The sequence below is a fragment of the Pandoraea eparura genome, from assembly GCF_902459725.1.
In the GTDB taxonomy this organism is placed as follows: Bacteria; Pseudomonadota; Gammaproteobacteria; order Burkholderiales; family Burkholderiaceae; genus Pandoraea; species Pandoraea eparura.
In genome coordinates this window covers 324,188-348,113 of the sequence record NZ_CABPSH010000001.1, presented here as the reverse complement: position 1 = coordinate 348,113, position 23,926 = coordinate 324,188, and the positions used below count along the sequence as shown (strand labels likewise).

Below are 23,926 nucleotides of genomic sequence, written 5' to 3'. Positions count from 1 at the left end.
CTGCGCGGCGCCTCCTGGGCGCCGCGACGGTGTTTTTCCTCGATCCGCGCCCCGCGCCGTGGCGTCGGGGCGGGTCGCGCCGCAGGGAGCCCGCGGCGCACGGCGCCAGGCGCTACTTGCCGCGCCTCACGCGGCGCAACTCGTCGATCACCAGCAGGACCGCGCCCACGCAAATGGCCGAGTCGGCGACGTTGAACGCCGGCCAGTGCCAGCCGCCGACATGAAAGTCCAGAAAGTCGATCACGTGGCCGTAGATCACCCGATCGATCACGTTGCCCAACGCGCCGCCAAGAATCAGCGAGAGCGACAGGCAGAACATCTTCTGGCCGTTATGACGCTTGAGCAGCCAGATGATCACGGTTGCCGCGACCAGGCCGAGCAGCGTGAAGAACCAGCGCTGCCAGCCGCCCGCGGCCGCCAGGAAACTGAACGCCGCGCCCTTGTTGTACACCAGCACCAGGTTGAAGAACGACGTCAGCGGATGAAACTCGCCGTACTGGAATGTCTTCAGGACCGTGAGCTTGGTGACCTGATCGAGCAGGATCGCAATGACCGCAACCCCGAGCCACGGGGCCAGACCAAACGTGGCGCCGCCACGCGCGCCACCGTTGCCATTGCTGCGACGTGCCCCCGTACGGGCACCTGCTTTCGTTGCCATTATGCCGCGCTCCGGTGTTCGCCGCTGCCGAACAGATTCGACACGCAACGGCCGCAAAGGGTGGGATGGGCGGCGTCTGCGCCCACGTCTTCACGATAGTGCCAGCAACGCTCGCACTTCTGGTGCGAGGACGGTGTGACCACCACGCCTTCGTCGGCTTCGGTCGCCACCTGCGTGACCGCCGCCGCCGACGTGATCAGCACGAAGCGCAGATCGTCGCCGAGGCTGGCCAGCACCTCGTACTTGCGTCCCGAGACGCGCACGTCCACTTCGGCCTGCAGCGACGAACCGATCTGTTCCGCCGCGCGTGCCTCTTCGAGTGCCTTGGTGACGTCGCCGCGCACCGTGCGCAGCAGGTACCACTTCTCGAGCAGGCGCGAGCCTTCCGCGACGTCCGGATAAGCGTAGTACGTCTCGGTGAAAATCGTGTCGTTGCCCGGCTGGAACACTTGCCACGCCTCCTCCGCCGTGAACGACAGGAACGGGGCCATGAGCTTGAGCAGGCCGTGCGTGATGTGGTAGAGCGCGTTTTGGGCGGCGCGGCGTGCCGGGGCGTCCGGCGCGCTCGTGTACAGACGATCCTTCAGGATGTCGAGATAGAAGCCACCGAGATCCTCGGAGCAGAACGTCTGGAGCTTGGCCACGACCGGGTGGAACTCGTAGCGGTCGTAGTGGCCGAGCACTTCGGTCTGCAGCGACTGGGCCAGCGCCACGGCATAGCGGTCGATCTCGAGCCATTGATCTGTCGGCATCGCGTGCTTCGCGTGGTCGTAATCGGCCAGGTTCGCGAGCAGGAAGCGCAGCGTGTTGCGAATACGGCGATAGCTCTCGACCACGCGCTTGAGAATCTCGTCCGAGATTGACAATTCGCCCGAATAATCGGTCGATGCCACCCACAGGCGAATGATTTCCGCGCCGAGCTTGCCCGCGACTTCCTGCGGGACGATGGTGTTGCCCACCGACTTCGACATCTTGCGGCCCTGGCCGTCGACGGTGAAGCCGTGCGTGAGCAGCGCCTTGTAAGGCGGGCGGCCGTCGAGCATCGACGCGGTGAGCAGCGACGAATGGAACCAGCCGCGATGCTGGTCCGAGCCTTCCAGGTACAGGTCGGCGGGGAACGCCAGTTCATGCGCGTGCGAGCCGCGCAGCACGTGCCAGTGCGTGGTGCCCGAGTCGAACCACACGTCGAGCGTGTCGCGGTTCTTCACGTAATCGTTGGCTTCGTCGCCGAGCAGTTCGACTGGATCGAGCGTCTGCCACGCTTCGATGCCCTCGGTTTCCACGCGCTTGGCCACGGCTTCGAGCAGTTCGGGCGTGCGCGGATGCAGCGCGCCGGTTGCCTTGTGCACGAAGAACGCCATCGGCACACCCCACTGGCGCTGACGCGAGAGCGTCCAGTCCGGGCGGTGCGCGATCATGTTGTGCAGACGCTGCTTGCCCCACGACGGGAAGAACTCGGTGGCCTCGATGCCGGCGAGCGCGATTTCGCGCAGGGTCTTGCCGCCGCCCGGCGCGCCGTCGACCGGCTTCACGTCCATGCCCGCGAACCACTGGTTGGTCGCGCGATAGATGATTGGCGACTTGTGACGCCAGCAGTGCATGTAGCTGTGCGTGTACTTGAACGAATGGAACAGCGAGCCCGCTTCACGAAGCGCGTCGACGATCTGCGGGTTGGCATCCCAGATCGACTGGCCGCCGAACAGCGGCAGGCTGTCCTGGTAGCGGCCGTCGCCCAGCACCGGCATGCGGATTTCCGAGTCCGGCATGTCGTGCGACTTGCACGAGATAAAGTCTTCCACGCCGTAAGCCGGCGCCGAGTGGACGATGCCCGTACCGGTGTCGGTCGTCACGTACTCGCCCAGATAGATCGGCGAGGTGCGCGCGTAGCCGGCGTCGGCCGTCGAGAGCGGGTGATGGAAACGGATCAGCGAGAGCGCTTCGCCCTTCGTGCGGGCGATGATGTCACCGTGCAGGCCGTACGTTTTCAGGCACTCCTCGACGCGTTCGGTCGCGAGAATCAGCAGGCCGCGATCGGTCGAGACCAGCGCGTATTCGACCTCCGGATGCACGTTGAGCGCCTGGTTCGACGGGATCGTCCAGGGCGTGGTCGTCCAGATGACGATATAGCCGTCGTCGCGCGGCAGCTTCGGCAGGCCGAACGCCTTCGCGACCTTCTCCGGCTCGGCGAAGGCAAAGCCGACGTCGATGGCCAGATCGGTCTTGTCCTTGTACTCGACTTCCGCTTCGGCGAGTGCCGAGCCGCAGTCGAAGCACCAGTTCACCGGCTTCAGGCCACGGTACACATAGCCGTTTTCCATGATCTTCGCGAGCGCCCGAAGCTCGTTCGCTTCGTTCGAGAAGTTCATGGTCTTGTACGGGTTGTCCCACTCGCCAAGCACGCCCAGGCGCTCGAAGTCCGCCTTCTGGCGCTCGATCTGCACGGCGGCATAGGCGCGCGCCTTTTCCTGCACTTCGCGCACCGGCAGGTGCTTGCCGAACTGCTTTTCGATCTGGATCTCGATGGGCATGCCGTGGCAGTCCCAGCCCGGCACGTAGGCAGCGTCGAAGCCCCCAAGGCTGCGCGCCTTGACGATCATGTCCTTGAGGATCTTGTTGACCGCGTGGCCAATGTGGATGTCACCGTTCGCGTACGGCGGGCCGTCGTGCAGGATGAACTTCGGACGCCCCTTGCTGGCGCGCCGGATCTTCTCGTAGATCTTCTTCTCCTGCCATTGCTTGACCCACAGCGGCTCGCGCTTGGGCAGGTCGCCGCGCATCGGGAACGGCGTGTCCAGCAGGTTGACGGGATATTTGCTCGGGGCTTTCTTTTCGCTCATGGGGCTTCGCTACGAATTTGGAATGTCGGGGTAGGGCGCTTGCGCCGGTGGCGTTGCCGGCAGCCCATGTGGGCCCGGGCAGGTGCCGGCGGCGGCGGGCCGCGCGCGAGGCGCTGGGCGCCGGCGCACGCGGGCGAAGATCAACTAATTCGGTCGGTGGCCGAGGTGGCGAAGTCGCGTCGTGCGCTCGGGCCGTTGGCGTCGAGCGCATGCGCGAAGTAGGCGCGCGCCTCGCGCGTGTCCTGCGCGATGGCCGCCTCCAGTTCCGCCAGCCCGTCGAATTTGGCTTCGTCACGCAGCTTCTGCAAAAACTCCACGCGCACCAGCTTGCCGTAACAATCGCCGTCGAAATCGAGCAGATGCACTTCGAGCAGCACGCGCCCGGAGTCGTCCACCGTCGGGCGCCAACCCAGGCTGGCCACAGCGGGCAGCGGCCGGTCCGCCAGACCATGCACCTGCACGACGAAAATCCCCGTCAGCGCCGGATGCTTGTGGGCGATGCGAAGGTTGAGCGTCGGGAAGCCCAGTTGGCGGCCGAGCTTCATGCCATGCACCACGTGGCCAGTGATTGCGTACGGACGGCCGAGCAGCGCGTGAGCGCGCTCGAAGTTGCCGTCGGCGAGCGCTGTGCGCACTTCCGAGCTGGAAATCCGCACGCCGTCGTGCGCGATGGTCGGCATTTGCTCGACAACGAAGTCGAAGCGACGGCCCGCATCGCGCAAATATTCAATGTCGCCCGCGCGCTTCGCGCCAAAGCGGAAGTCGTCGCCCACGAGCAGCCAGCGAGTGTGCAAGCCGTCGACGATGATATTGCGCACAAACGCCTCGGGCGATTGGCCGGCGAAATGGGCGTTGAAATGCTCCACCACGAGACGGTCGACCCCATGCGAGCGAAGCGCCTCGAACTTGTCGCGCAGATTGGAAATGCGCGCCGGCGCCCGGTCGGGCATGAAATACTCGCGGGGATGCGGCTCGAACGTCATGACGCACACCGGCAGACCGCGCGCGGCGGCCGCCGCGCGTACGCGCGCCAGCAGCGCCTGGTGGCCCAGGTGCACGCCGTCGAAATTGCCGATCGTCAGCACGCAGGGCGCTTTGCTCTGCGCGTTCGGTAGACCCCGGAAGACTCGCACGATAAAGGAAGCGTCAGATCAGGACGTTGAGTTGAGCGTTGGTGAATGAACCGCGTGGCACCGCCGGCAGAACGTGCCGGCCTGCGGCAGCGGGACAGGCCCGGCATGGCGCAGGACGGCCGATCCGACATTGCGGCGCCGCAGAACGTTGAATTATAAACGCTTCGCGACCATCGCGGCGTACGACGCGGCCAATGCGACCTGTCTGGTGCGTCGCACCAATGATAAAATCCTGCGATGAAGAACATTGTCATCCTGATTTCCGGACGAGGCAGCAACATGCAGGCCATCGTCCGCGCCTGTACTGCAGAAGGCTGGCCGGCCCGCGTGGCAGCCATCATCGCCAATCGCGCCGATGCCGAAGGCCTGGCCTTTGCCCAGGCAAACGGCATTGCCACGGCCGTGGTGCCCAGCCAGGGCAAGACTCGCGAGGCTTTCGACGCCGAACTCGCCGCCGAGATCGACCGCCACCAGCCCGATCTGGTCGTGCTCGCCGGCTTCATGCGCATTCTCACGCCGGCCTTTACCGCACACTACGCCGGCCGGCTCCTGAACATTCATCCGTCGCTGTTGCCCGCCTTCCCGGGCCTGCAAACGCATGCCCGTGCGCTGGAAGCCGGCTGCAAGGTCGTCGGGGCGACCGTGCATTTCGTGACGGCCGAACTGGATCACGGTCCATACATTCTGCAGGCCGCCTTGCCCGTGCGGGCAGGGGACACCCCCGAGACGCTGGCCGAGCGTATCCTGCCGCTGGAACACATCATTTATCCGCGCGCCGTGCGCTGGTTCGTGGAAGACCGTCTGGTCGCGGCCGATGGCCGCGTGACGGTGTCTCCCGCGCCCGACGGCACGCCCGATCCGCAATGGCTTTTTGGTGAGGACGCATGAGCACCCGCCCGACACAGCGCCGCGATGGCGCCAATCAAGCCGGTCACCGCGCCGGCGGCCGATCCACCGATACCCGTCAGCCGCCCAAGGGCGGGCAGCCGGGAGAGCGTCACGAGCGATATGTCCGCCCCGATCGCTACGACCGCTCGCGCAACGATCGTCGCCCGGAGGCGCCGCCCGCCGAGTCGGCCCGCATGCGCGGCGAGCACCTGTCGCCCGCCCTCTTCGAACACACGCAACGACTGCTCGGCAGCGTGTTGACGTTCAGCGGCCCGGCCGATACGCTCGTGAGCACCTACTTCCGCGCCAACGCCAAGCTGGGCCACCGCGAGCGCGGCGTGCTGGCGGAAACGGTCTTCGCCATTCTGCGCCGCAAGCTCGAATTCGGTCAGCACGCGGGCAGCGGCTCCGGGCCGCTGGAACGCCGGCTGGCACTGCTCGGGCTGGCGTTCACGCGCGGTCTGGCGTCGGTGCAACTGGTGGCAACGCCCGATGAACTCACGTGGCTCGAGCACGTCGGTCAGATCGACCCGGCAAGCCTGTCGGCACGCGTGCGCACCAATTTGCCGGAATGGCTCTACGAGCGTCTGGCCAAGCGATTCGACGGCACCGAACTCGAAGCCCTCGCCGCCGCACTGAATCAGGCCGCGCCGCTCGACTGCCGTGTGAACGTGATCAAGGCCAATCGCGACGACGTGCTCGCGAAGCTGCGCGAAGACGGCTTTTCGGCCGAAGCGACGCCGCTCGCCCCCAACGGCATCCGTCTGTCGGGCAAGCCTGCGCTGCAGAAGCACCCGCTGTTCATGTCCGGCGCGATCGAAGTGCAGGACGAGGGCAGCCAGTTGCTGTGCCAACTGGTTGCGCCGCGTCGCGGGGAAATGATCGTCGACTTCTGCGCCGGTGCCGGCGGCAAGACGCTCGCCATCGGCGCGCAAATGCGCTCCACGGGCCGGCTTTACGCGTTCGACATTTCGGAGAAGCGCCTGGCCAAGCTCAAGCCGCGTTTGGCGCGCAGCGGCCTGTCGAACGTCTATCCGGTGATGATCGACAGCGAGAACGACAGCAAGATCAAGCGCTTGGCGGGCAAGATCGACCGCGTGCTGGTCGACGCCCCGTGTAGCGGGCTCGGCACGCTGCGTCGCAATCCGGATCTGAAATGGCGTCAGTCGCCGCAGTCGGTGGCGGAACTCACGCAGAAGCAGGCGTCGATCCTCGCGAGCGCGGCGCGACTGGTGAAGCCGGGCGGCCGTCTCGTGTACGCGACGTGCAGCCTGCTGACCGAAGAGAACAGCGCCATCGCCGAGGCATTTGCCGCCGCGCACCCCGATTTCGTGCTGGTGCCGGCGAACACGTTGCTGGCCTCTCAGAAAATCGACCTCGACACGGGCAAGTATCTCGAATTGCTGCCGAACCGCAACGCGACCGACGGCTTTTTCGCTGCCGTGTTCGAACGTCGGCCGGCGTAAGGTAGTGTTGGCGGTGATGGCGGTATTGGCAGTGCTCGGCGTCGGCTAACAACAAGAAGAAGAGAGAGAGAGAGAGAGAGAGAGAGAGAGAGAGAGCAATGCAGGAAAGTCCGGCTTTCGCGAGATTGGTGCGTGACGTCGTGCGTGACGTCGGCGAGCCGCAAATCGTCTGGCAGGTCGTCGCGCTCGTGGGCGCGCTGGCCGTCGCGTTCGTGCTGCGACGCTGGATGATCGGCCGGCTCGAACGTCATTTCGAGCGTGTCGCCCCCGCGCGTCGGGCGGGGTCATCGAGCCTGCGTCGCGCCTTCTTCCCGATCTTCGGCTGGATCTGCGTGGCGCTCACTCGCGTGGTGCTCCAGGATTACACGCACGTCTCGCTGCTGAAGCTCGCGGAAGTCCCGTTGTTCGGCACCGCGCTCATCTATCTGGCGTTCTATCTCGCGCGCCGATTGTTCGCCACCTCGCCCCACGCGTCGGGGCTGCTCAAAGTCTTCGAGCGGGTGTTCACGGCGATCGCCTGGCTGTCGATGCTGGCGTATGTGCTCGGTGTGCACGATGACATTCTGAAGTGGCTCGCCAGCGTGCGCTTCGCCGTCGGCTCGAGCCATCTGACGTTGCTCTCGATCCTCTCCGGCCTGCTCTGGATCGGCGTGACGCTGGTGCTCGCGATGTGGGTCGGGGCGCTGGTCGAAGATCGGATCATGCGCACGACCACGCTCGACGGCAATCTGAAAGTGGTGCTCTCGCGGCTGATCAAGGGGGTGTTGACGCTGATCGCCGTGCTCACGACGTTGTCGTTCGTGGGCATCGACATTACGGTGCTCGGCGTGTTCGGCGGCGCGCTGGGCGTCGGGCTGGGCTTCGGGTTGCAGAAGATCGCGTCGAATCTCGTGTCGGGCTTCATCATCCTGCTCGATCGCTCGGTGCGCATTGGTGACCTGATTACGGTGAGTCCGTATCACGGCACCGTTTCGCAGATCAATACGCGCTATACGGTTGTGCGTGGCCTGGATGGTGTCGAAGCCCTGGTGCCGAACGAGCAACTGGTGACGAACGTCGTCCAGAATCACTCATTTACCGAGACGCGCGGGCGTGCCAAGGTGAACGTGCAGGTGGCCTACAGCGCCGATGTCGAACTGGCGATGTCGCTGATGCTCAAGGCGGCCGTGGGCATTCCCCGGGTGTTGGCCGATCCGGCACCCTCGGCGCTGCTGTTGAATTTCGGCGCCGATGGGATGGATCTCGAAATGGGCTTCTGGGTGCAAGATCCCGCGCAAGGCAGTGGGGCGATCCGTTCCGAGATCAATTTGCGGATTTGGCGCACATTTCGCGAACATGGTATTGAAATTCCGTATGCGCAGCGCGAAATACGCATTCTCAATGATTGGACCGACGGCTTGCCGGTCGGGGGGGCGCCTGCGCCGGGCGTGATGGCGGAATCGCCTGAACGGGCGCCATCCCCTGCCGATGACGTCGTGCAGAAGCCCGCGTAGACGGCCATTGGGCGATTTTGCCGGGGGCACGGGTTGACCTGCGACAAAATGTGTGGCGGGCGCGTTACACACGGGCGACAGTCCGTCAGGTAAAATGCTGCCCAAACGATAATAAACCGACGTTCACTGGCACGTTTTCCGCCCATCTCGCCCCGGCATTCAGCAACTTGCCGAACTCCAGCGAATCCAAGCGTCAAGCGAGCGCAAGAACGACACCTGACGCGACGGCCATCGATGCCCTATCGGCCCGACAAGACAAGCCACGGCAGCATTGCCGTGATTGCTACCGTATTGATTAGTTTGGAGTGATATTTTGCTGGACAGTCTCCTTGGTTTTATCTCGACCGGCCTGCTCGGCTGGAGCGGCTGGAAGATCACGCTGTTTACCCTGGCCGTCACCCATGTGACGATTGCCGGCGTGACCATCTATCTGCACCGCTGCCAGGCGCATCGCGCGCTGGACGTACATCCGATCGTCGCCCATTTCTTCCGTTTCTGGCTGTGGATGACGACCGGCATGGTCACCAGCGAGTGGGCGGCCATTCACCGCAAGCACCACGCCAAGTGCGAAACGCCGGAAGATCCGCATAGCCCGCAAACGCGTGGTCTGTGGAAGGTGCTGGCCGAAGGGGCCGAACTCTATCGCGCCGAAGCGAAGAACGAAGAAACGCTGCGCAAGTTCAGCCACGGCACGCCGAACGACTGGATCGAGAACCATGTCTATAAGCGCTATCCGATTCTTGGCGTGAGCCTGATGATGATTATCGACATCGCTCTGTTCGGCGCCATCGGTCTGACCGTGTGGGCCGTGCAGATGGTCTGGATTCCGTTCTGGGCCGCCGGCGTGGTCAACGGCCTGGGCCATTATTGGGGTTATCGCAACTTCAATTGCGCGGACGCGTCGACGAACCTGCTGCCGTGGGGCATCATCATCGGCGGTGAGGAGCTGCACAACAATCACCACACCTACGCGACGTCGGCCAAGCTCTCGAACAAGTGGTACGAGTTCGACATCGGCTGGTTGTATATCCGCGTGCTGTCGGCCCTGGGCCTGGCGAAGGTGAAGAAGATCGCACCGACGCCGAAGCTCGCGAAGAACAAGGCGGCATGCGATGACGACACGCTGCAGGCCGTGCTCTCGAACCGCTATGAGGTGATGGAGCGCTACGCCAAGACATTCAAGCGTGCCTACGGCCAGGAACTGGCGCGCTTCAAGGAAAAGCGTCAGCATGGCGAGTATCAGTTGCTGCGCGGTGCCAGCAAGTGGCTGCACCATGACGAAGCCTCGCTTCAAGAGCCGCAAAAGCAGCAGTTGGGCGAGATCTTCGCGCACAGCAACGCCGTGAAGACCTACTACGAGCTGCGCCGCGAACTGGCCGGCATCTGGGAGCGCTCGAATGCGTCGCGCGAACAGCTTCTGAGCCAGTTGCAGAATTGGTGCCATCGCGCCGAGCAGAGCGGTATTCACGCGCTGCAGGAGTTTGCGACACGTCTGCGCCGCTACGCGTGAACGGGCTCAGCCAGAAATCCATTTTTGACGCATAATCGAAACCCCGCCAAGGCGGGGTTTTGTCATTCCCGGTCCCCCCGCGGGCCACGCGAAAATGAACGCTTCAATCAAATCCGTAGCATTCGAGCGCCCCGCACCGAGCGGCGCCACGTGCGTTGCCCATGCGTGGGCACGTGTCCCGGATGCGCCGTCGCAAGCAGAACGCGCGGCGCTCAAGGCCCGAATCAAGCGCTTGCTCGTGGAGCAGGACGCCGTGCTGGTGGCCCATTACTACGTCGATGCCGACTTGCAGGATCTCGCCGAGGAGACAGGCGGCTGCGTGGCCGACTCGCTCGAGATGGCGCGCTTCGGCCGCAACCATCCGGCCAAGACGCTGGTGGTGGCCGGCGTGCGCTTCATGGGCGAGACCTCGAAGATTCTCAGTCCCGAAAAACGCATTTTGATGCCGGACCTCGACGCGACCTGCTCGCTCGACCTGGGCTGTCCCGCCGACGAGTTCGCAGCCTTCTGTGATGCACACCCCGACCGTACAGTCGTCGTCTACGCGAATACCAGCGCCGCCGTGAAGGCGCGGGCGGACTGGATGGTGACGTCGTCGATCGGGCTGGAAATCGTTGCGCATCTCCATGCGCAGGGCAAGAAGATTCTCTGGGCGCCGGATCGTCATCTGGGCAGTTACGTCCAGAAGCAGACGGGCGCCGACATGCTGCTGTGGCAGGGCGCCTGCCTCGTGCACGACGAGTTCAAGGGCACCGAGCTGGAATTGCTGCGTCGCGAGTTTCCGAACGCCAAGGTGTTGGTGCATCCGGAGTCGCCCGCCTCTGTGGTGGAGCAGGCCGACGTGGTTGGTTCGACGTCGCAGATGATCACGGCCGCCCAGACGATGGATGCGACGGAATTCATCGTGGCGACCGACAACGGCATTCTGCACAAGATGCGTGCCGCGGCGCCGGGCAAACATTTCATTGAAGCGCCGACAGCCGGCAACAGTGCTACGTGCAAGAGCTGCGCACATTGCCCGTGGATGGCCATGAACAGTCTGCAGAACCTGGCTGACGTGCTGGCGTCCGGTAGCAACGAGATTCACGTCGATGCAGAGACCGGCCGTCGCGCCCATACCTGTATTGACCGGATGTTGAAGTTCGCCGAGGCGCGCAAGCAGAACGTTCGCGCCAGCGGTGATTTCGCGCGTGACGGCGCGCTGTTTGCCGGTGTGGGCCCCGCATGATGACGTCATCCAAAATCCTGAGTACCGACGAGGCCGTTTCACCCGAATTCGCTGCCTTTGGCGAGCCGCTCCACGCGGCGCTCGCCCGCAATGTGCGCGATGCGCTCGACGAAGACATCGGCGCGGGCGATTTGACCGGCCTGCTCGTGCCGTCTGAGGAAATGGCGCACGCACGCATCATCGTGCGTGAGTCGGCGGTGCTGTGCGGTGTGCGCTGGTTCGAGCGCTGCATGCAAGGCGTCGATGCGTCGGTGCGCGTTCAGTGGCACTACCGGGAAGGCGAGCGCATGGCGCCCGACTCGGCGGTGTGCGACATTCATGGCCCGGCGCGCGCGCTGCTCACGGGCGAGCGCACATCGATGAACTTCCTCCAGTTGCTCTCCGGCGTGGCGACGGCGGTGCGTCGTTATGCCGATATCGTCGAGGGCACGAAGGCGCGGGTGCTCGACACGCGCAAGACATTGCCCGGCCTGCGTCTCGCCCAGAAATTCGCGGTGCGCGTGGGCGGCGGGGCGAATCAGCGTCTGGCGCTCTACGACGGTATCCTCATCAAGGAAAACCACATCGCGGCGGCGGGCGGTATTCGTCAGGTGTTGGCGAACGCCGACCGTCTGGCCGATGGCGCGTCGGTGCAGATCGAGGTGGAGTCGCTCGAAGAGCTGGAAACGGCGCTGGAATGCGGTGCGACCTCGATCCTGCTCGACAACTTCACCTTGGAAATGATGCGTGAAGCGGCGCGCGTGACGGATGGCCGCGCGGTGCTGGAGGCGTCGGGCGGAATCAATCTCGAAACGTTGCGGGCCATTGCGGAGACGGGCGTCGACCGGATTTCCGTCGGTGGACTCACCAAGGATGTTCGCGCGACCGATTACTCGATGCGAATTCTGGAGACGGTGGGGTAAGCGCCGTTCGCGCTTGTCCGCTTGTCACGCGAGAAAAACGAAGGCCGCAGGGGTCCCCCTGCGGCCTTTTTGCTTTCACCGTTGGCGCGGTGCGAGCGATCGCCCGCCGGTCAGCGAGCGCGGCGCGGCAACGCGGGGGAAAGCACGGTCGGCAGGGCTTTCGGCAAGGTATCCGGGAAGTCTCTCGAGAAGTGCAGGCCGCGGCTCTCGTGGCGCGACAGCGCGCTGTCGACGATCAACGACGCCACGTCGACCAGATTGCGCAATTCCAGTAGATCGCGGCTCACGCGGAAGTTCGCGTAGTACTCGGCAATCTCCTCGCGCAACAGGGCGATGCGATGCTGCGCCCGCTCCAGCCGCTTGGTCGTGCGCACAATGCCGACGTAGTTCCACATCATGCGACGCAGTTCGTCCCAGTTATGGGCGACGACGACTTCCTCGTCGGCATCCGAGACGCGGCTTTCGTCCCATGCGGGGACATCTTCCGGCGTGGCTACCGTTGCTTCCCCTCGCTGGATATCTTCGGCCGCGGCTTTGCCGAGCACCAGGCATTCGAGCAGCGAGTTGCTGGCGAGACGGTTGGCGCCATGCAGACCGGTGTACGTGGCTTCGCCGACGGCGTAGAGCCCGGGCAGGTCGGTGCGCCCGCGCATGTCGGTGACGATGCCGCCGCACGTATAGTGCGCTGCCGGCACCACCGGAATCGGTTGCTTCGTGATATCGATGCCCAGTTCGGCGCAGCGTGCCAGGATCGTAGGAAAGTGCTCGTGCAGGAATTCGGGGCTTTGATGACTGATGTCGAGATACACGCAGTCCAGGCCGTGCTTCTTCATCTCGAAGTCGATGGCGCGGGCCACGATGTCACGCGGCGCCAGTTCGGCGCGCGGGTCGTGTTGTGGCATGAAGCGCGTGCCGTCTGGCAACACCAGGCGTCCGCCTTCACCGCGCACGGCTTCCGTGATCAGGAACGACTTGGCATACGGATGATAAAGACAGGTCGGGTGGAACTGGATGAACTCCATGTTCGCGATGCGGCAACCGGCACGCCAGGCCATTGCGATACCGTCGCCGGTCGCGGTGTCGGGGTTGGTTGTGTAGAGATACACCTTACCCGCGCCGCCCGTGGCCAGCACCGTGTGCCGCGCCGTCATGGCGTGGACTTCGCCGGTGCCGAGATCCTGCACGTACAGGCCTTGGCAGTGACGGCCGGCCGTCGGTGCCGCATCGGCACGGTCGGAGGTGATCAGATCGACCGCGAAGTGGTTTTCGAACACGGTGATGTTCGGATGCTGGCGCACGCGCTCGGTGAGCGTGGCGATCACGGCGTGCCCGGTGGCGTCGGCGGCATGAATGATGCGGCGGTGGCTATGGCCGCCTTCGCGCGTCAGGTGGAAGCCGAGTTCGGCGGCATCGTCGCGGGTGAACGGCACGCCTTGCGCGATGAGCCACTCGATGGCTTCGCGGCTGTGTTCGACGATGAATCGCGTGGCGGCTTCGTCGCACAGGTCGGCACCGGCAACGAGGGTGTCCGCGACATGCTCGTCGACGCTATCGGTCGAGTCGAGCACGGCGGCGATGCCGCCTTGTGCCCAGTCGCTTGCCCCTTCGGGCATGGGGCGTTTGGCGACCAGCGCCACGCGGCAGGTTTTGGCCAGATGCAGGGCGACAGACTGGCCGGCGAGCCCACTGCCGACGATGACGACATCGAAATTCATGATACGCGCGCTCTCTGGAATCGACGCCACGGGCGTGGTGTGATTCACGTGATGGGAAATGAGCCAGTATAGCGAGTCAATACGCGCGCGACACATGACCCTATGCGCACATCGGAGAAATTCTGCGTTGCGTGACTACGCATAGCGTAGCGTCGCGAATTTCGGGACGCCCAAACGAAAAACCCCGCCAGGGGCGGGGTATCGAACGCAGCAGCGAACCGCTGCGAGAAAACCTGTTGATCTTATTTGATCTTGGTTTCCTTGTAGGCCACGTGCTTACGAGCCACCGGATCGAACTTGCTGATTTCCATCTTTTCCGGATGGGTGCGCTTGTTCTTGGTGGTCGTGTAGAAATGACCCGTGCCAGCGGTCGATTCCAGCTTAATCTTGTCGCGAGCGCCTTTTGCCATGATGATCTCCTAAAACTTAGATGGCGCTGCGCGAACGCAGGTCCGCCAGAACGGCGTCGATGCCGTTCTTGTCGATCAGGCGCAGGCCGGCCTTCGAAATGCGCAGGCGCACAAAGCGGTTTTCGCTCTCAACCCAGAACCGGCGATTTTGCAAGTTCGGAAGAAAACGACGCTTGGTTTTGTTGTTGGCGTGGGAAACGTTGTTGCCGACCATCGGCGCTTTCCCGGTCACTTGACATACGCGTGCCATGAAGCACTCCTAACCCAGAATTCTGTGTAAAAAAAGGTGAGTCGAAAAGACAGACCGCGATGATACCACAAAAATCCCAGACAAATCAATCGCTTTCGCGATGTAGGATGCGAGTCCCTGGCGGGAAACGTCTGTCGGAGATTCGGGGAAGGGACGGATTATAGCGCAAGCGCGCCGCGAACGCGACCCGACTGCCAAAATTCTGGGCAAGTGTTGTAAGGCGTCACAGATCGCCATGCTCCGCGAGAGAGTACACGCCGGCCCCGGCCACGATGAAATGGTCGAGCAGCCGGATTTCCAGCAAGGCCAGCGCATCGCCCAATTGGCGGGTGAGCGCCAGATCGGCCGCGCTCGGGGTGGGAACGCCGGACGGATGATTGTGCGCGACGATGACCGCCGCGGCGTGCACGTCGAGCGCGGCGCGCACGATCTCGCGTGGATAGGCGCAGGTTTGCGTGAGCGTGCCCTCGAACATGATGCGGGTGCTGATCAGCCGGTGGGCGGCGTCGAGAAACAGGCAGGCAAAACGCTCGCGCGACCGATCCTGCAGCGTGAGCCGCAGATAGTCATGCACGCGCGACGGGGAGTCGAGCAGACTGCCGGACTGCATACCTTCGCCCAGCATGCGGCGCGCCACTTCGAGGGCCGCCTGAAATTGCAGAACTTTGGCTTGCCCCAGCCCGGGAATTTGGCGCAACGTCTCGAAAGGCGTGGCGAGCAGCCGGGTGAGCGATCCGCTTCGCGCCAGCAGGTCGCGACCGAGATCGACGGCGTTGCGCCCGTGCGAGCCCGTACGCAGCAAGATCGCGAGCAGCTCGGCATCGGACAGGGCGCCGGCGCCGCGGGCCAGCATTTTTTCACGGGGCCGCTCGGCGAGCGGCCATTGAGCGATGGACATGACGACTCCTGGGGCGGACACGGTCGCGCGCATGATCGCGGGTGTCACGAATCACAAACAGGGCCGTCGACGGGAAAAAATCGGGGCCGCTTCGATGGGGAGCCGGACGCGCAACGCGCCGTCATTTACAATAATAGCTTGACCTTGCTGTGAGACCCCCATGAGTTCTGCCGTAACCCCAGTGGTTCAAGATGATTCCTATCTGACGCTCCACTACCGGATCGCCGCGCCCGACGGTGCGGACATTGTCAACACTTTTGAAGGTACGCCGGCGACGCTGCAACTGGGCGGCGGCCAGATGGCGCCGACGTTGGAACAGGCGCTGCTGGGCATGGCGGTGGGGGAGCGGCGCCGGATCGACCTGGCGCCGGAAAACGCGTTCGGCCCGCGCAACCCGGAGCTGCTGCAACGCGTTTCGATGAAGACGCTGGAAGAAAACAGCAACTTCGGCGAAGCCTATAGCGTTGGCGATCTGGTCGAGTTCAATGCGCCGAGCGGCGGCCGCTATGCGGGCATCCTGCGTGAGCTGGGCGATGGCTGGGCCTTGTTCGACTTCAATCACCCGCTGGCCGGCCAGCCGATCGTGTTCGAAGTCCAGATTATCGGCATTCTGTAGGAATCGAGATGAGCGCCACCCAAGTTGTAGCACCGACCCTGTCGGATGCGGAAATCCTGCTGGCTCAGCCGCGCGGCTTTTGCGCGGGCGTCGACCGTGCAATCGAGATTGTCGAGCGCGCGCTCGCGATGTACGGCGCGCCGATTTACGTGCGCCATGAGATCGTGCACAACGCGTATGTCGTCGACAACCTGCGCAAGAAGGGCGCGATTTTCGTCGAAGCGCTGACCGACGTGCCGGCGGGCAACACGCTGATTTTCAGCGCCCACGGGGTATCGCAGGCGGTGCGCGCCGAAGCGGACGCGCGCGGTCTGCGCATCTTCGACGCAACCTGCCCGCTTGTCACGAAGGTGCACGTCGAAGTTGCGAAGATGCGCAGCCAGGGGCTCGAGATCATCATGATCGGCCACAAGGGGCATCCGGAAGTGGAAGGCACGATGGGCCAGTCGGGCGAGGGTATGTTCCTCGTCGAGACGATCGACGACGTGCTGGCGCTGCAGGTCGCAGACGAGGGCAAGCTCGCCTATGTGACGCAGACGACGCTGTCCGTCGACGATGCTGCCGAGGTCATCAACGCGCTCAAGCAGCGCTTCCCGCTGATTACCGAGCCGAAAAAGCAGGATATCTGTTACGCCACGCAGAATCGCCAGGATGCCGTGAAGTTCATGGCGCCGCAGTGCGACGTGGTCGTGGTGGTCGGCAGCCCGAACAGTTCCAACTCGAATCGCCTGCGCGAAGTCGCCGAGAAGATGGGTGTGCCCGCCTATATGATCGACGCACCGGAGCAACTCAAGCCGGAGTGGTTCGACGGCAAGCGCCGGATTGGTGTGACGGCCGGAGCGTCCGCCCCGGAAGTGTTGGCGCAATCCATCGTTTCGCGTCTGCGCGAGCTGGGTGTCAATCAGGTCAAGGTGCTCGATGGCGTGGAAGAGAATATTGCGTTTCCCCTTCCCAAGGGCCTTGTGCCGGTGAGTGCCGCTTAAGCGCCATCATCGCAGTCAGACCGATCGGCCAGCGGCAACCCCGCATGGCTGCCGAACCGGGTGTCGTCTTGTACGGCCCCGGTTTTTTTATGCCGCATTCCTGCGCCTCCTCGCTTCAGGCCGGCTCCCCAAGACGGTGCGCGTCAGGCCCCCCTGACGTACGTCCGGCGTCACTCGCTGGATCGCCGGTCGCGCCATCGATTTGTCGTGCGGAATTCGCGCATTATCGAATTTATTTTTGCAAAAAATCCGCACGTCGAATTTCGCTGTTTTCGATGTCTCGGTAGATAAAACTCCCTGCCGCAATCTGCAATTCAGTGAATATTGAATTGGTGCCCAAATGCGTAATTGACTTTCCGAAAGTCAATTATTTATTTGCTTCCTTAATTAGAGAGGACGCTCAAAATTATGTGGCATGCAAATTGCTCTTTTAGGTGTTGCAATGGTCTGGCCCATGAATGGTGCGCCGCTTGCACCATGACGTTACCCGGGCAGGTGAGCACGGGTGTATAAAACCTTTATCCAATCCAGGGTTGCGCTTTTGAAAAAATCGGGTTGCACAAGTCGGTATAAAACCTTAGGCCTCCATTATGGAAAACCCTGTGGCGGCGAGCATCGCATCCGCAAAGAATGGAGTTACAATGCGCGCGTTTCGCATACGAAACGTTGAATTGGCGTTACTGGCGTTATTCATCCGCCGACAATCTGGAGATAATCACATGCAACTCAAGTTCGCGAAGGTACTGCCCGTTGTAGCCGCAGTGACGCTGTTGGCGGCATGCGGTCAGAAGGAAGAAAAGCAGGCCGATTCGGGTGCCGCTTCGGCGCCCGCCGCGACGACTGCCGCCAGCGGGGGCGGTGATGCGGTTGTAGTCAAAATTGGTCACGTTGCGCCGCTGACGGGCCAAATTGCTCACTTGGGCAAAGATAACGAAAATGGTGCACGCCTCGCTGTCGAAGAAGCCAACAAGGCGGGTCTGGTCATCGACGGCAAGCCGGTCAAGCTCGAACTGCTGGCTGAAGATGATGCGGCCGATCCGAAGACCGCAACGCAGGTCGCCCAGAAACTCGTCGACGAGAAGGTCGTTGCCGTGGTGGGCCACTTGAATTCGGGCACGACGATCCCGGCATCGAAGATCTATAGCGATGCCGGCATCGTGCAGATCTCCCCGTCGGCCACCAACCCGGCCTACACGCAGCAGGGCTTCAAGACGGCCTACCGCGTGGTGGCGACCGATGCCCAGCAGGGTCCGGCACTGGCCAACTACGCCACCAAGGCGTTGGGCGCCAAGTCGGTGGCCATCGTCGACGACGCGACCGCGTACGGCAAGGGCTTGGCCGACGAGTTCGAGAAGACCGCCAAGGCCAACGGCCTGAAGGTGCTCTCGCACGACGCGACCAACGACAAGGCTACGGACTTCCGCGCCATTCTGACGAAGATCAAGGGTGAGCGTCCGGACATCATCATGTACGGTGGTATGGATGCGACCGGCGGCCCGTTCGCCAAGCAGTCGAAGGAACTGGGCATCGGTGCCAAGGTGCTGGCCGGCGACGGCGTGTGTACCGACAAGGTGGCCGAACTGGCCGGCGACGCCATTGACAACATCGTCTGCTCGGAAGCGGGTATGGCGCTGTCGAAGATGGAAGGCGGTGCGGACTTCTCGAAGCGTTACGAAGCCCGTTTCAACCAGCCGATCCAGATCTACGCCCCGTTCACGTATGACGCCGTCAACGTGATCATCGACGCCATGAAGCGTGCCAACTCGACCGATCCGGCCAAGATCCTGGCAGCCATGCCGGCCACCGATTACAAGGGCGTTATCGGCCACATCGCCTTCGACAGCAAGGGCGACATGAAGGAGCCGGTGATCACGCTCTACAACTACAAGGACAAGAAGAAGAGCGTGCTCGACGTGGTGAAGATGTAACTCTAGGGCGCTCGCGCCATGAAACGGCACCGTTGCCTACCCGTTCGGTGCCGTTCCTATCTCTGCGGAAAGACGCCGTGCCTGCATGACGGGCACGGCCCCCCCTCCTGACACAGGATTACGCCTCATTACCCGCAGTTCTCTCGACCCCCTCGCGCGCCCGATCGGGCAAGCGTGTCGAGAGCCCGTTCTCGGGACAAGGAGTTAGCTTCATGGATATCTTTATCCAACAAATCTTGAACGGCCTCGTGCTTGGCAGCGTCTACGCGATCATTGCACTCGGCTATACGATGGTTTATGGCATTTTGGGCATCATCAACTTTGCCCACGCCGATGTGATGATGATCGGCGCGATGGTCGCGCTCTCCACCATCAACCTGTTGTTGAAAATTGCGCCGGACATGAACCCGGCACTCATGCTGGCCATTGCCACGCTCGTGTGTATGCCCGTGTGTGCCTTGACCAACTTCGTGATCGAGCGTGTGGCCTACCGGCCGTTGCGCAATGCGCCGCGTCTGGCGCCGCTGATCACCGCCATCGGTGTGTCGCTGCTTCTGCAGACTATCGCCATGCTGATCTGGTCGCGTAACCCCCTCTCGTTCCCGCAACTGCTGCCGACCGACGCCATGACCGTGATTCCGCAGCACGGCGACCAAATCGGCGCCGTGACCAATGGCACCGGCGTCGTGATCGTGGTCGTTGCCTTCCTCGTGATGTTCGGGCTCACACAGCTCGTGAACCGCACCAAGCTCGGCCGCGCCATGCGGGCGACCGCGGAAAACCGTAACGTTGCCGGCCTCATGGGCGTGAACCCGAACTTCGTGATCTCCGCCACGTTCGCGCTGGGCGGTGGACTCGCGGCGCTCGCAGGCGTGATGATGGCGTCGAACTACGGCAACGTGCACTTCTACATGGGTTTCATTCCCGGGATGAAAGCGTTCACGGCGGCGGTGCTCGGCGGTATCGGCAACCTGCAGGGCGCGATGGTCGGCGGTGTGCTGCTCGGCCTGATCGAAGCGCTTGGCGCCGGGTATATCGGCGATCTGACCGGGGGCGTGTTTGGCAGTAACTATCAGGACGTGTTCGCTTTCATTGTCCTGATTGCGGTGCTCGTGTTCCGTCCGAGTGGTTTGCTCGGCGAGCGCGTGGCGGATCGTGCATAAGCGGGGAGGAACGACATCATGACTCAACCCGTACAAACCTCCTCCGGCGCCGCGACGCCGCTCACGGAAGCGGCCGCGGCTCGCAAGGCCTATCGCGGTCTCGCGTTCTTCCTCATCGCGGCGATTGTCGCGCCAGTGCTGGTCGGCTACGCCGGCGGCAACTACTGGGTGCGCGTGCTCGACTTCGCGCTGCTCTACATCATGCTCGCGCTGGGCCTGAACATCGTGGTGGGCTTTGCCGGCCTGCTCGACTTGGGCTACATCGCGTTCTATGCCGTGGGCGCGTACGTCACCGCTTTCCTCAGCTCACCTCACCTCACGCTGCACTTCGCATGGATCGCGCATCTGTTCCCAGGCGGACTGCATGTGCCGGTGTGGTTCACGATTCCGATCGGCGCAGCGGTTGCCGCCACCTTCGGTATTCTGCTGGGTGCACCGACGCTGCGTCTGCGCGGCGATTACCTGGCCATCGTGACGTTGGGCTTCGGGGAAATCATCCGTATCTTCATGAACAACCTGGACCGGCCGGTCAACATCACCAACGGCCCGAAGGGGATCACCGGCATCGAGCCCGCCTCGCTCGGTGGCTTCGACTTCTCGAAGGCGCACAACTTCTTCGGGATCCAGGTCAGCTCGGTGTACATGTATTACTACCTGTTCGTCTTTCTGGCGCTGTTCATCGCGTTCGTCTGCGTGCGTTTGCAGCACTCGCGCATTGGACGTGCCTGGGTGGCCATCCGTGAAGATGAAATCGCCGCCAAGGCGATGGGTATCAACACGCGCAACATCAAGTTGCTCGCGTTTGCCATGGGCGCGTCGTTCGGCGGTGTGGCCGGCGGCATGTTCTCGGCGTTCCAGGGCTTTGTCTCGCCCGAGTCATTCACGTTCTGGGAGTCGATCATCGTGCTCTCGATGGTGGTGCTCGGCGGCATGGGCCACATTCCGGGCGTGATCCTGGGCGGTATTCTGCTCTCGGCCTTCCCGGAAATCCTGCGCTCGACCATGGGCCCGTTGCAAACGAGCCTGTTTGGCAGCGTCATCGTCGATCCCGAAGTGATCCGGCAGTTGCTGTACGGTCTGGCCATGATCCTGATCATGCTGTACCGTCCGGCCGGCCTGTGGCCGTCGCCGCGTCCAGAAGAGCGGACACTGTAAGTTGAGGGAGATGACCTGACTATGAGCGAACAAATTCTTCTGTCCGTCAAGGGCGTGAACAAGCGCTTCGGCGGTCTGCAGGCCCTCACCGATGTGGGCCTGGAGATCAAACCGGGGCAAATCTATGGGCTGATCGGCCCGAACGGCGCCGGCAAGACCACGTTCTTCAATGTGATCACCGGTCTCTATACGCCGGACTCGGGCGAATTCAGACTCGACGGCTCGGCCTACAAGCCGACCGCCGTGCACGAAGTGGCGAAGGCGGGGATTGCCCGCACGTTCCAGAATATTCGTCTGTTCGGCGGCATGACCGTGGTCGAGAACGTGATGGTCGGCCGTCACGTGCGAACCAAGATGGGCGTGATCGGCGCGATCGTCCGGTATCCGGGCGCGAGGGCCGAGGAGCGAGCCATTCGCGAGCGCGCGATGGAACTGCTCGAATACGTGGGCGTGGCGAAGTATGCCAACTACACGGCGGCGAACCTCTCGTACGGCCACCAACGTCGTCTGGAAATCGCGCGTGCGTTGGCGACCGACCCGAAGCTGCTCGCGCTCGACGAACCGGCCGCCGGCATGAACGCGACCGAGAAGGTCGAGTTGCGCGGCTTGCTCGACAAGATCCGTAGCGACGGCAAGACGATTCTGCTCATCGAGCACGACGTGAAGCTGGTGATGGGCTTGTGCAACCGCATGACGGTGCTGGATTACGGCAAGGTGATTGCCGAGGGTTTGCCGCAGGATGTGCAGAAAAATCCGGCGGTGATTGAAGCGTATCTGGGTTCGGGAGGCCATTGATGAGCGCAATGTTGACGATCAAGGGCCTGAAAGTCGCTTACGGCGGGATCAAGGCGGTCAAGGGCATCGACCTGAGCATTCAGCCGGGCGAACTGGTCACGCTTATCGGCGCGAACGGCGCAGGCAAGACGACCACGATGAAGGCGATCACCGGTCTGCTGCCCTGGGCTGAGGGCGACATCGAGTATCTGGGCAAGTCGATTCGCGGCGTGAAGGCGTTCGATCTGCTCAAGCTGGGTCTCGCGATGGTGCCGGAAGGGCGCGGCATCTTCACGCGCATGACCATTCTCGAGAACATGCAGATGGGGGCGTATCTGCGCAACGACACCGCGGGGATCAAGCGCGACGTCGACAAGATGTTCGGCATCTTCCCGCGTCTGCAGGAGCGCCGTGACCAGCTCGCAGGCACACTCTCGGGCGGTGAGCAGCAGATGCTGGCCATGGCGCGCGCGCTCATGAGTCAGCCCAAGCTGCTGCTGCTCGACGAGCCGTCGATGGGGCTCTCGCCGATCATGGTCGAGAAGATCTTCGAGGTGGTGCGCACGGTGTCGGGCGAAGGCGTGACGGTGCTGCTCGTGGAGCAGAACGCGCGTCTGGCCCTGCAAGCCGCGCACCGCGGCTACGTGATGGACAGCGGTCTGGTCACCATGACCGGTGATGCGAAAGACATGCTCGACGATCCGAAGGTGCGCGCCGCGTATCTGGGGGAATAAGCGAGTGTGAGCGTGCGGCGCAAGCCGGACGTCAAGCGAAGGGCGCCGCAGGCAACTCCGGCGCCCTTCGTGTTTTCGTTGAACGATATTCGCGCTGCGAGCGTTCCATGCGCTCCGGGTGTTCCAAAGGTTACCGACCTGAGCTACCGGGGCGTCGACAGCGACGTGCCCGGCGTGAGCGGCAGCCGTTTGCCGAGACTCACGACATCGTCGGCGGCGTAGCCATGCGCGGTGTAGAACGCCAGCGCCTCGCGCGATTGGGTGAGCACCTGCAGATTGAGCTTGAGGCAGCCTCGCTCGGCCAGCGCGCACTCCGCATGTTGCAGCAGGGTGCTCGCCACGCCACGGCGTCGCAGCGCACGCGCCACCGCCAGGGAGTAGACCCAGCCGCGATGACCGTCATATCCGGCCATGACCGTGCCGACAATTTGCCGCTCGCACACGGCGACGAAAAACAACCCGTCACGCATGGCGACCTTGTTGGCGATCGATCGGCGCGGTTCGCGATGCGGTTTGTCGGCCGCGAGATATTCGGGAAACGCGTCGCGCCAGAGCGCGAGCACGGCGTCGGTATCCGCATCGTCGAAACCGCGGATGTGAACGTCGGCGAATGTGGCGATCATGGCGCGTCCTGTGGTCCGGTGTAGATGTCGGGCCGGTGGATCTGCATCATTTTGTTTACCGGGTCGAGCGGCTCGAACCCGTAGCGGGCGTAAAGGCCCGCCGCGTCGGTGGTGGCGAGCAGGAAGCGCCGCAGTCCTTGCAGGGCGGGATGCGCGAGCACGCTCTCGCACAAGCGCTTGCCGATGCCGAGCCCGCGCATCGACGGATCGACGAACACGTCGGCCAGATACGCAAACGTTGCGCGATCGGTAATCACACGAGCGAAGCCCACCTGACGGGCAGCGCCCCCCTCGACATGTGTGGCATAGGCGCCAAAGCACAGCGAGTGGGCGATGGCGCGCATGAGCGTGACGCGTGGGATGTCCTTCGCCCAATGCGTTTGCGTCGAGAGCGCGTGATGGATGAAGCCGATGTCGAGCCGCGCCGGATCGGACGAGATGTCGACGATGGCGTCGGCGGGCGGTGTTGGATGCCCGTGACTCAGATCGTTCATTGAGGGTGTCTCCTGTGCGATGGGGGCGCGCCGCGCTGCCCGGGAGGCGCCGGGCATGCCGCAGCGTG

Annotated in this window: 22 protein-coding genes; 13 read left to right on the top strand and 9 right to left on the bottom strand. The window is 63.4% G+C overall.

Annotation, left to right across the window (positions count from 1 at the left end; genetic code table 11):
- Positions 1 to 112: 112 nt before the first annotated feature.
- From lspA to PEP31012_RS01505, 3 genes are all read right to left on the bottom strand, one after another.
- Complete coding sequence (gene lspA, locus PEP31012_RS01515) at positions 113 to 658, bottom strand: signal peptidase II (protein WP_174978069.1); 546 nt, start codon at positions 656 to 658, stop codon at positions 113 to 115.
- On the bottom strand, positions 658 to 3,495 hold the full coding sequence (gene ileS, locus PEP31012_RS01510) for an isoleucine--tRNA ligase (protein WP_150587590.1): 2,838 nt from the start codon (positions 3,493 to 3,495) through the stop codon (positions 658 to 660). The genes lspA and ileS overlap by 1 nt, the downstream gene beginning before the upstream one ends.
- A gap of 140 nt (positions 3,496 to 3,635) precedes the next feature.
- Positions 3,636 to 4,628 (bottom strand): bifunctional riboflavin kinase/FAD synthetase, encoded by a 993-nt coding sequence (locus tag PEP31012_RS01505; RefSeq protein ID WP_150587589.1) that lies wholly within the window; start codon positions 4,626 to 4,628, stop codon positions 3,636 to 3,638.
- Between the two features lie 237 nt (positions 4,629 to 4,865).
- Between PEP31012_RS01505 and purN the strand changes: the two genes are divergently transcribed.
- The 6 genes from purN to nadC all read left to right on the top strand — a co-directional run bounded on the left by purN (position 4,866) and on the right by nadC (position 12,115).
- Entirely contained in the window at positions 4,866 to 5,516 is a 651-nt protein-coding gene (gene purN, locus PEP31012_RS01500; RefSeq protein ID WP_150587588.1) for a phosphoribosylglycinamide formyltransferase, read from the top strand.
- Positions 5,517 to 5,710: 194 nt separating this feature from the next.
- On the top strand, positions 5,711 to 6,982 hold the full coding sequence (locus PEP31012_RS01495) for an RsmB/NOP family class I SAM-dependent RNA methyltransferase (protein WP_150588029.1): 1,272 nt from the start codon (positions 5,711 to 5,713) through the stop codon (positions 6,980 to 6,982).
- Between the two features lie 98 nt (positions 6,983 to 7,080).
- On the top strand, positions 7,081 to 8,475 hold the full coding sequence (locus PEP31012_RS01490; RefSeq protein ID WP_150587587.1) for a mechanosensitive ion channel family protein: 1,395 nt from the start codon (positions 7,081 to 7,083) through the stop codon (positions 8,473 to 8,475).
- Between the two features lie 313 nt (positions 8,476 to 8,788).
- Positions 8,789 to 9,985, top strand: coding sequence for a DesA family fatty acid desaturase (locus PEP31012_RS01485; RefSeq protein WP_150587586.1), 1,197 nt, complete (start codon positions 8,789 to 8,791; stop codon positions 9,983 to 9,985).
- A 94-nt stretch (positions 9,986 to 10,079) separates the two neighbouring features.
- Positions 10,080 to 11,213, top strand: coding sequence for a quinolinate synthase NadA (nadA, locus tag PEP31012_RS01480; RefSeq protein ID WP_150587585.1), 1,134 nt, complete (start codon positions 10,080 to 10,082; stop codon positions 11,211 to 11,213).
- The gene (nadC, locus tag PEP31012_RS01475) at positions 11,210 to 12,115 is read left to right on the top strand and encodes a carboxylating nicotinate-nucleotide diphosphorylase (protein ID WP_150587584.1); all 906 of its coding nucleotides are present in this window, start codon (positions 11,210 to 11,212) and stop codon (positions 12,113 to 12,115) included. The genes nadA and nadC overlap by 4 nt, the downstream gene beginning before the upstream one ends.
- A 110-nt stretch (positions 12,116 to 12,225) precedes the next feature.
- On the opposite strand, the gene nadB is transcribed toward nadC, so the two are convergent.
- The 4 genes from nadB to radC form a co-directional block, all read right to left on the bottom strand.
- Positions 12,226 to 13,830, bottom strand: coding sequence for an L-aspartate oxidase (gene nadB, locus PEP31012_RS01470; RefSeq protein ID WP_150587583.1), 1,605 nt, complete (start codon positions 13,828 to 13,830; stop codon positions 12,226 to 12,228).
- 242 nt (positions 13,831 to 14,072) lie between these two features.
- Positions 14,073 to 14,240 (bottom strand): 50S ribosomal protein L33, encoded by a 168-nt coding sequence (gene rpmG / locus PEP31012_RS01465; RefSeq protein ID WP_017232785.1) that lies wholly within the window; start codon positions 14,238 to 14,240, stop codon positions 14,073 to 14,075.
- Positions 14,241 to 14,256: 16 nt separating this feature from the next.
- Positions 14,257 to 14,490 carry a 50S ribosomal protein L28 gene (rpmB, locus tag PEP31012_RS01460; RefSeq protein WP_150587582.1) on the bottom strand — a complete coding sequence of 78 codons (234 nt, stop codon included), beginning with the start codon at positions 14,488 to 14,490 and terminating at the stop codon, positions 14,257 to 14,259.
- Between the two features lie 223 nt (positions 14,491 to 14,713).
- Positions 14,714 to 15,388 (bottom strand): RadC family protein, encoded by a 675-nt coding sequence (gene radC / locus PEP31012_RS01455; RefSeq protein ID WP_150587581.1) that lies wholly within the window; start codon positions 15,386 to 15,388, stop codon positions 14,714 to 14,716.
- Positions 15,389 to 15,548: 160 nt separating this feature from the next.
- On the opposite strand from radC, the gene PEP31012_RS01450 reads away from it, so the two are divergent.
- The 7 genes from PEP31012_RS01450 to PEP31012_RS01420 all read left to right on the top strand — a co-directional run bounded on the left by PEP31012_RS01450 (position 15,549) and on the right by PEP31012_RS01420 (position 22,741).
- Complete coding sequence (locus tag PEP31012_RS01450; protein WP_150587580.1) at positions 15,549 to 16,004, top strand: FKBP-type peptidyl-prolyl cis-trans isomerase; 456 nt, start codon at positions 15,549 to 15,551, stop codon at positions 16,002 to 16,004.
- Positions 16,005 to 16,012: 8 nt separating this feature from the next.
- Positions 16,013 to 16,987, top strand: coding sequence for a 4-hydroxy-3-methylbut-2-enyl diphosphate reductase (gene ispH / locus PEP31012_RS01445; protein WP_150587579.1), 975 nt, complete (start codon positions 16,013 to 16,015; stop codon positions 16,985 to 16,987).
- 719 nt (positions 16,988 to 17,706) lie between these two features.
- Positions 17,707 to 18,915, top strand: a complete 1,209-nt coding sequence (locus PEP31012_RS01440; RefSeq protein ID WP_150587578.1) for a branched-chain amino acid ABC transporter substrate-binding protein — start codon at positions 17,707 to 17,709, stop codon at positions 18,913 to 18,915.
- Positions 18,916 to 19,127: 212 nt separating this feature from the next.
- Positions 19,128 to 20,078 carry a branched-chain amino acid ABC transporter permease gene (locus PEP31012_RS01435; RefSeq protein ID WP_017232791.1) on the top strand — a complete coding sequence of 317 codons (951 nt, stop codon included), beginning with the start codon at positions 19,128 to 19,130 and terminating at the stop codon, positions 20,076 to 20,078.
- An 18-nt stretch (positions 20,079 to 20,096) separates the two neighbouring features.
- The gene (locus tag PEP31012_RS01430; protein ID WP_174978068.1) at positions 20,097 to 21,233 is read left to right on the top strand and encodes an ABC transporter permease subunit; all 1,137 of its coding nucleotides are present in this window, start codon (positions 20,097 to 20,099) and stop codon (positions 21,231 to 21,233) included.
- A 21-nt stretch (positions 21,234 to 21,254) separates the two neighbouring features.
- The gene (locus PEP31012_RS01425; protein WP_150587577.1) at positions 21,255 to 22,028 is read left to right on the top strand and encodes an ABC transporter ATP-binding protein; all 774 of its coding nucleotides are present in this window, start codon (positions 21,255 to 21,257) and stop codon (positions 22,026 to 22,028) included.
- Positions 22,028 to 22,741 (top strand): ABC transporter ATP-binding protein, encoded by a 714-nt coding sequence (locus PEP31012_RS01420; protein WP_425494903.1) that lies wholly within the window; start codon positions 22,028 to 22,030, stop codon positions 22,739 to 22,741. The genes PEP31012_RS01425 and PEP31012_RS01420 overlap by 1 nt, the downstream gene beginning before the upstream one ends.
- Positions 22,742 to 22,884: 143 nt before the next feature.
- Here PEP31012_RS01420 and PEP31012_RS01415 read toward each other — a convergent pair whose 3' ends face one another.
- Entirely contained in the window at positions 22,885 to 23,364 is a 480-nt protein-coding gene (locus PEP31012_RS01415) for a GNAT family acetyltransferase (protein WP_150587575.1), read from the bottom strand.
- Positions 23,361 to 23,858: a GNAT family N-acetyltransferase gene (locus PEP31012_RS01410; RefSeq protein WP_150587574.1), complete on the bottom strand. Its 498-nt coding sequence runs from the start codon at positions 23,856 to 23,858 to the stop codon at positions 23,361 to 23,363. Before PEP31012_RS01410 ends, PEP31012_RS01415 begins: the two co-directional genes overlap by 4 nt.
- Positions 23,859 to 23,926: the final 68 nt, after the last annotated feature.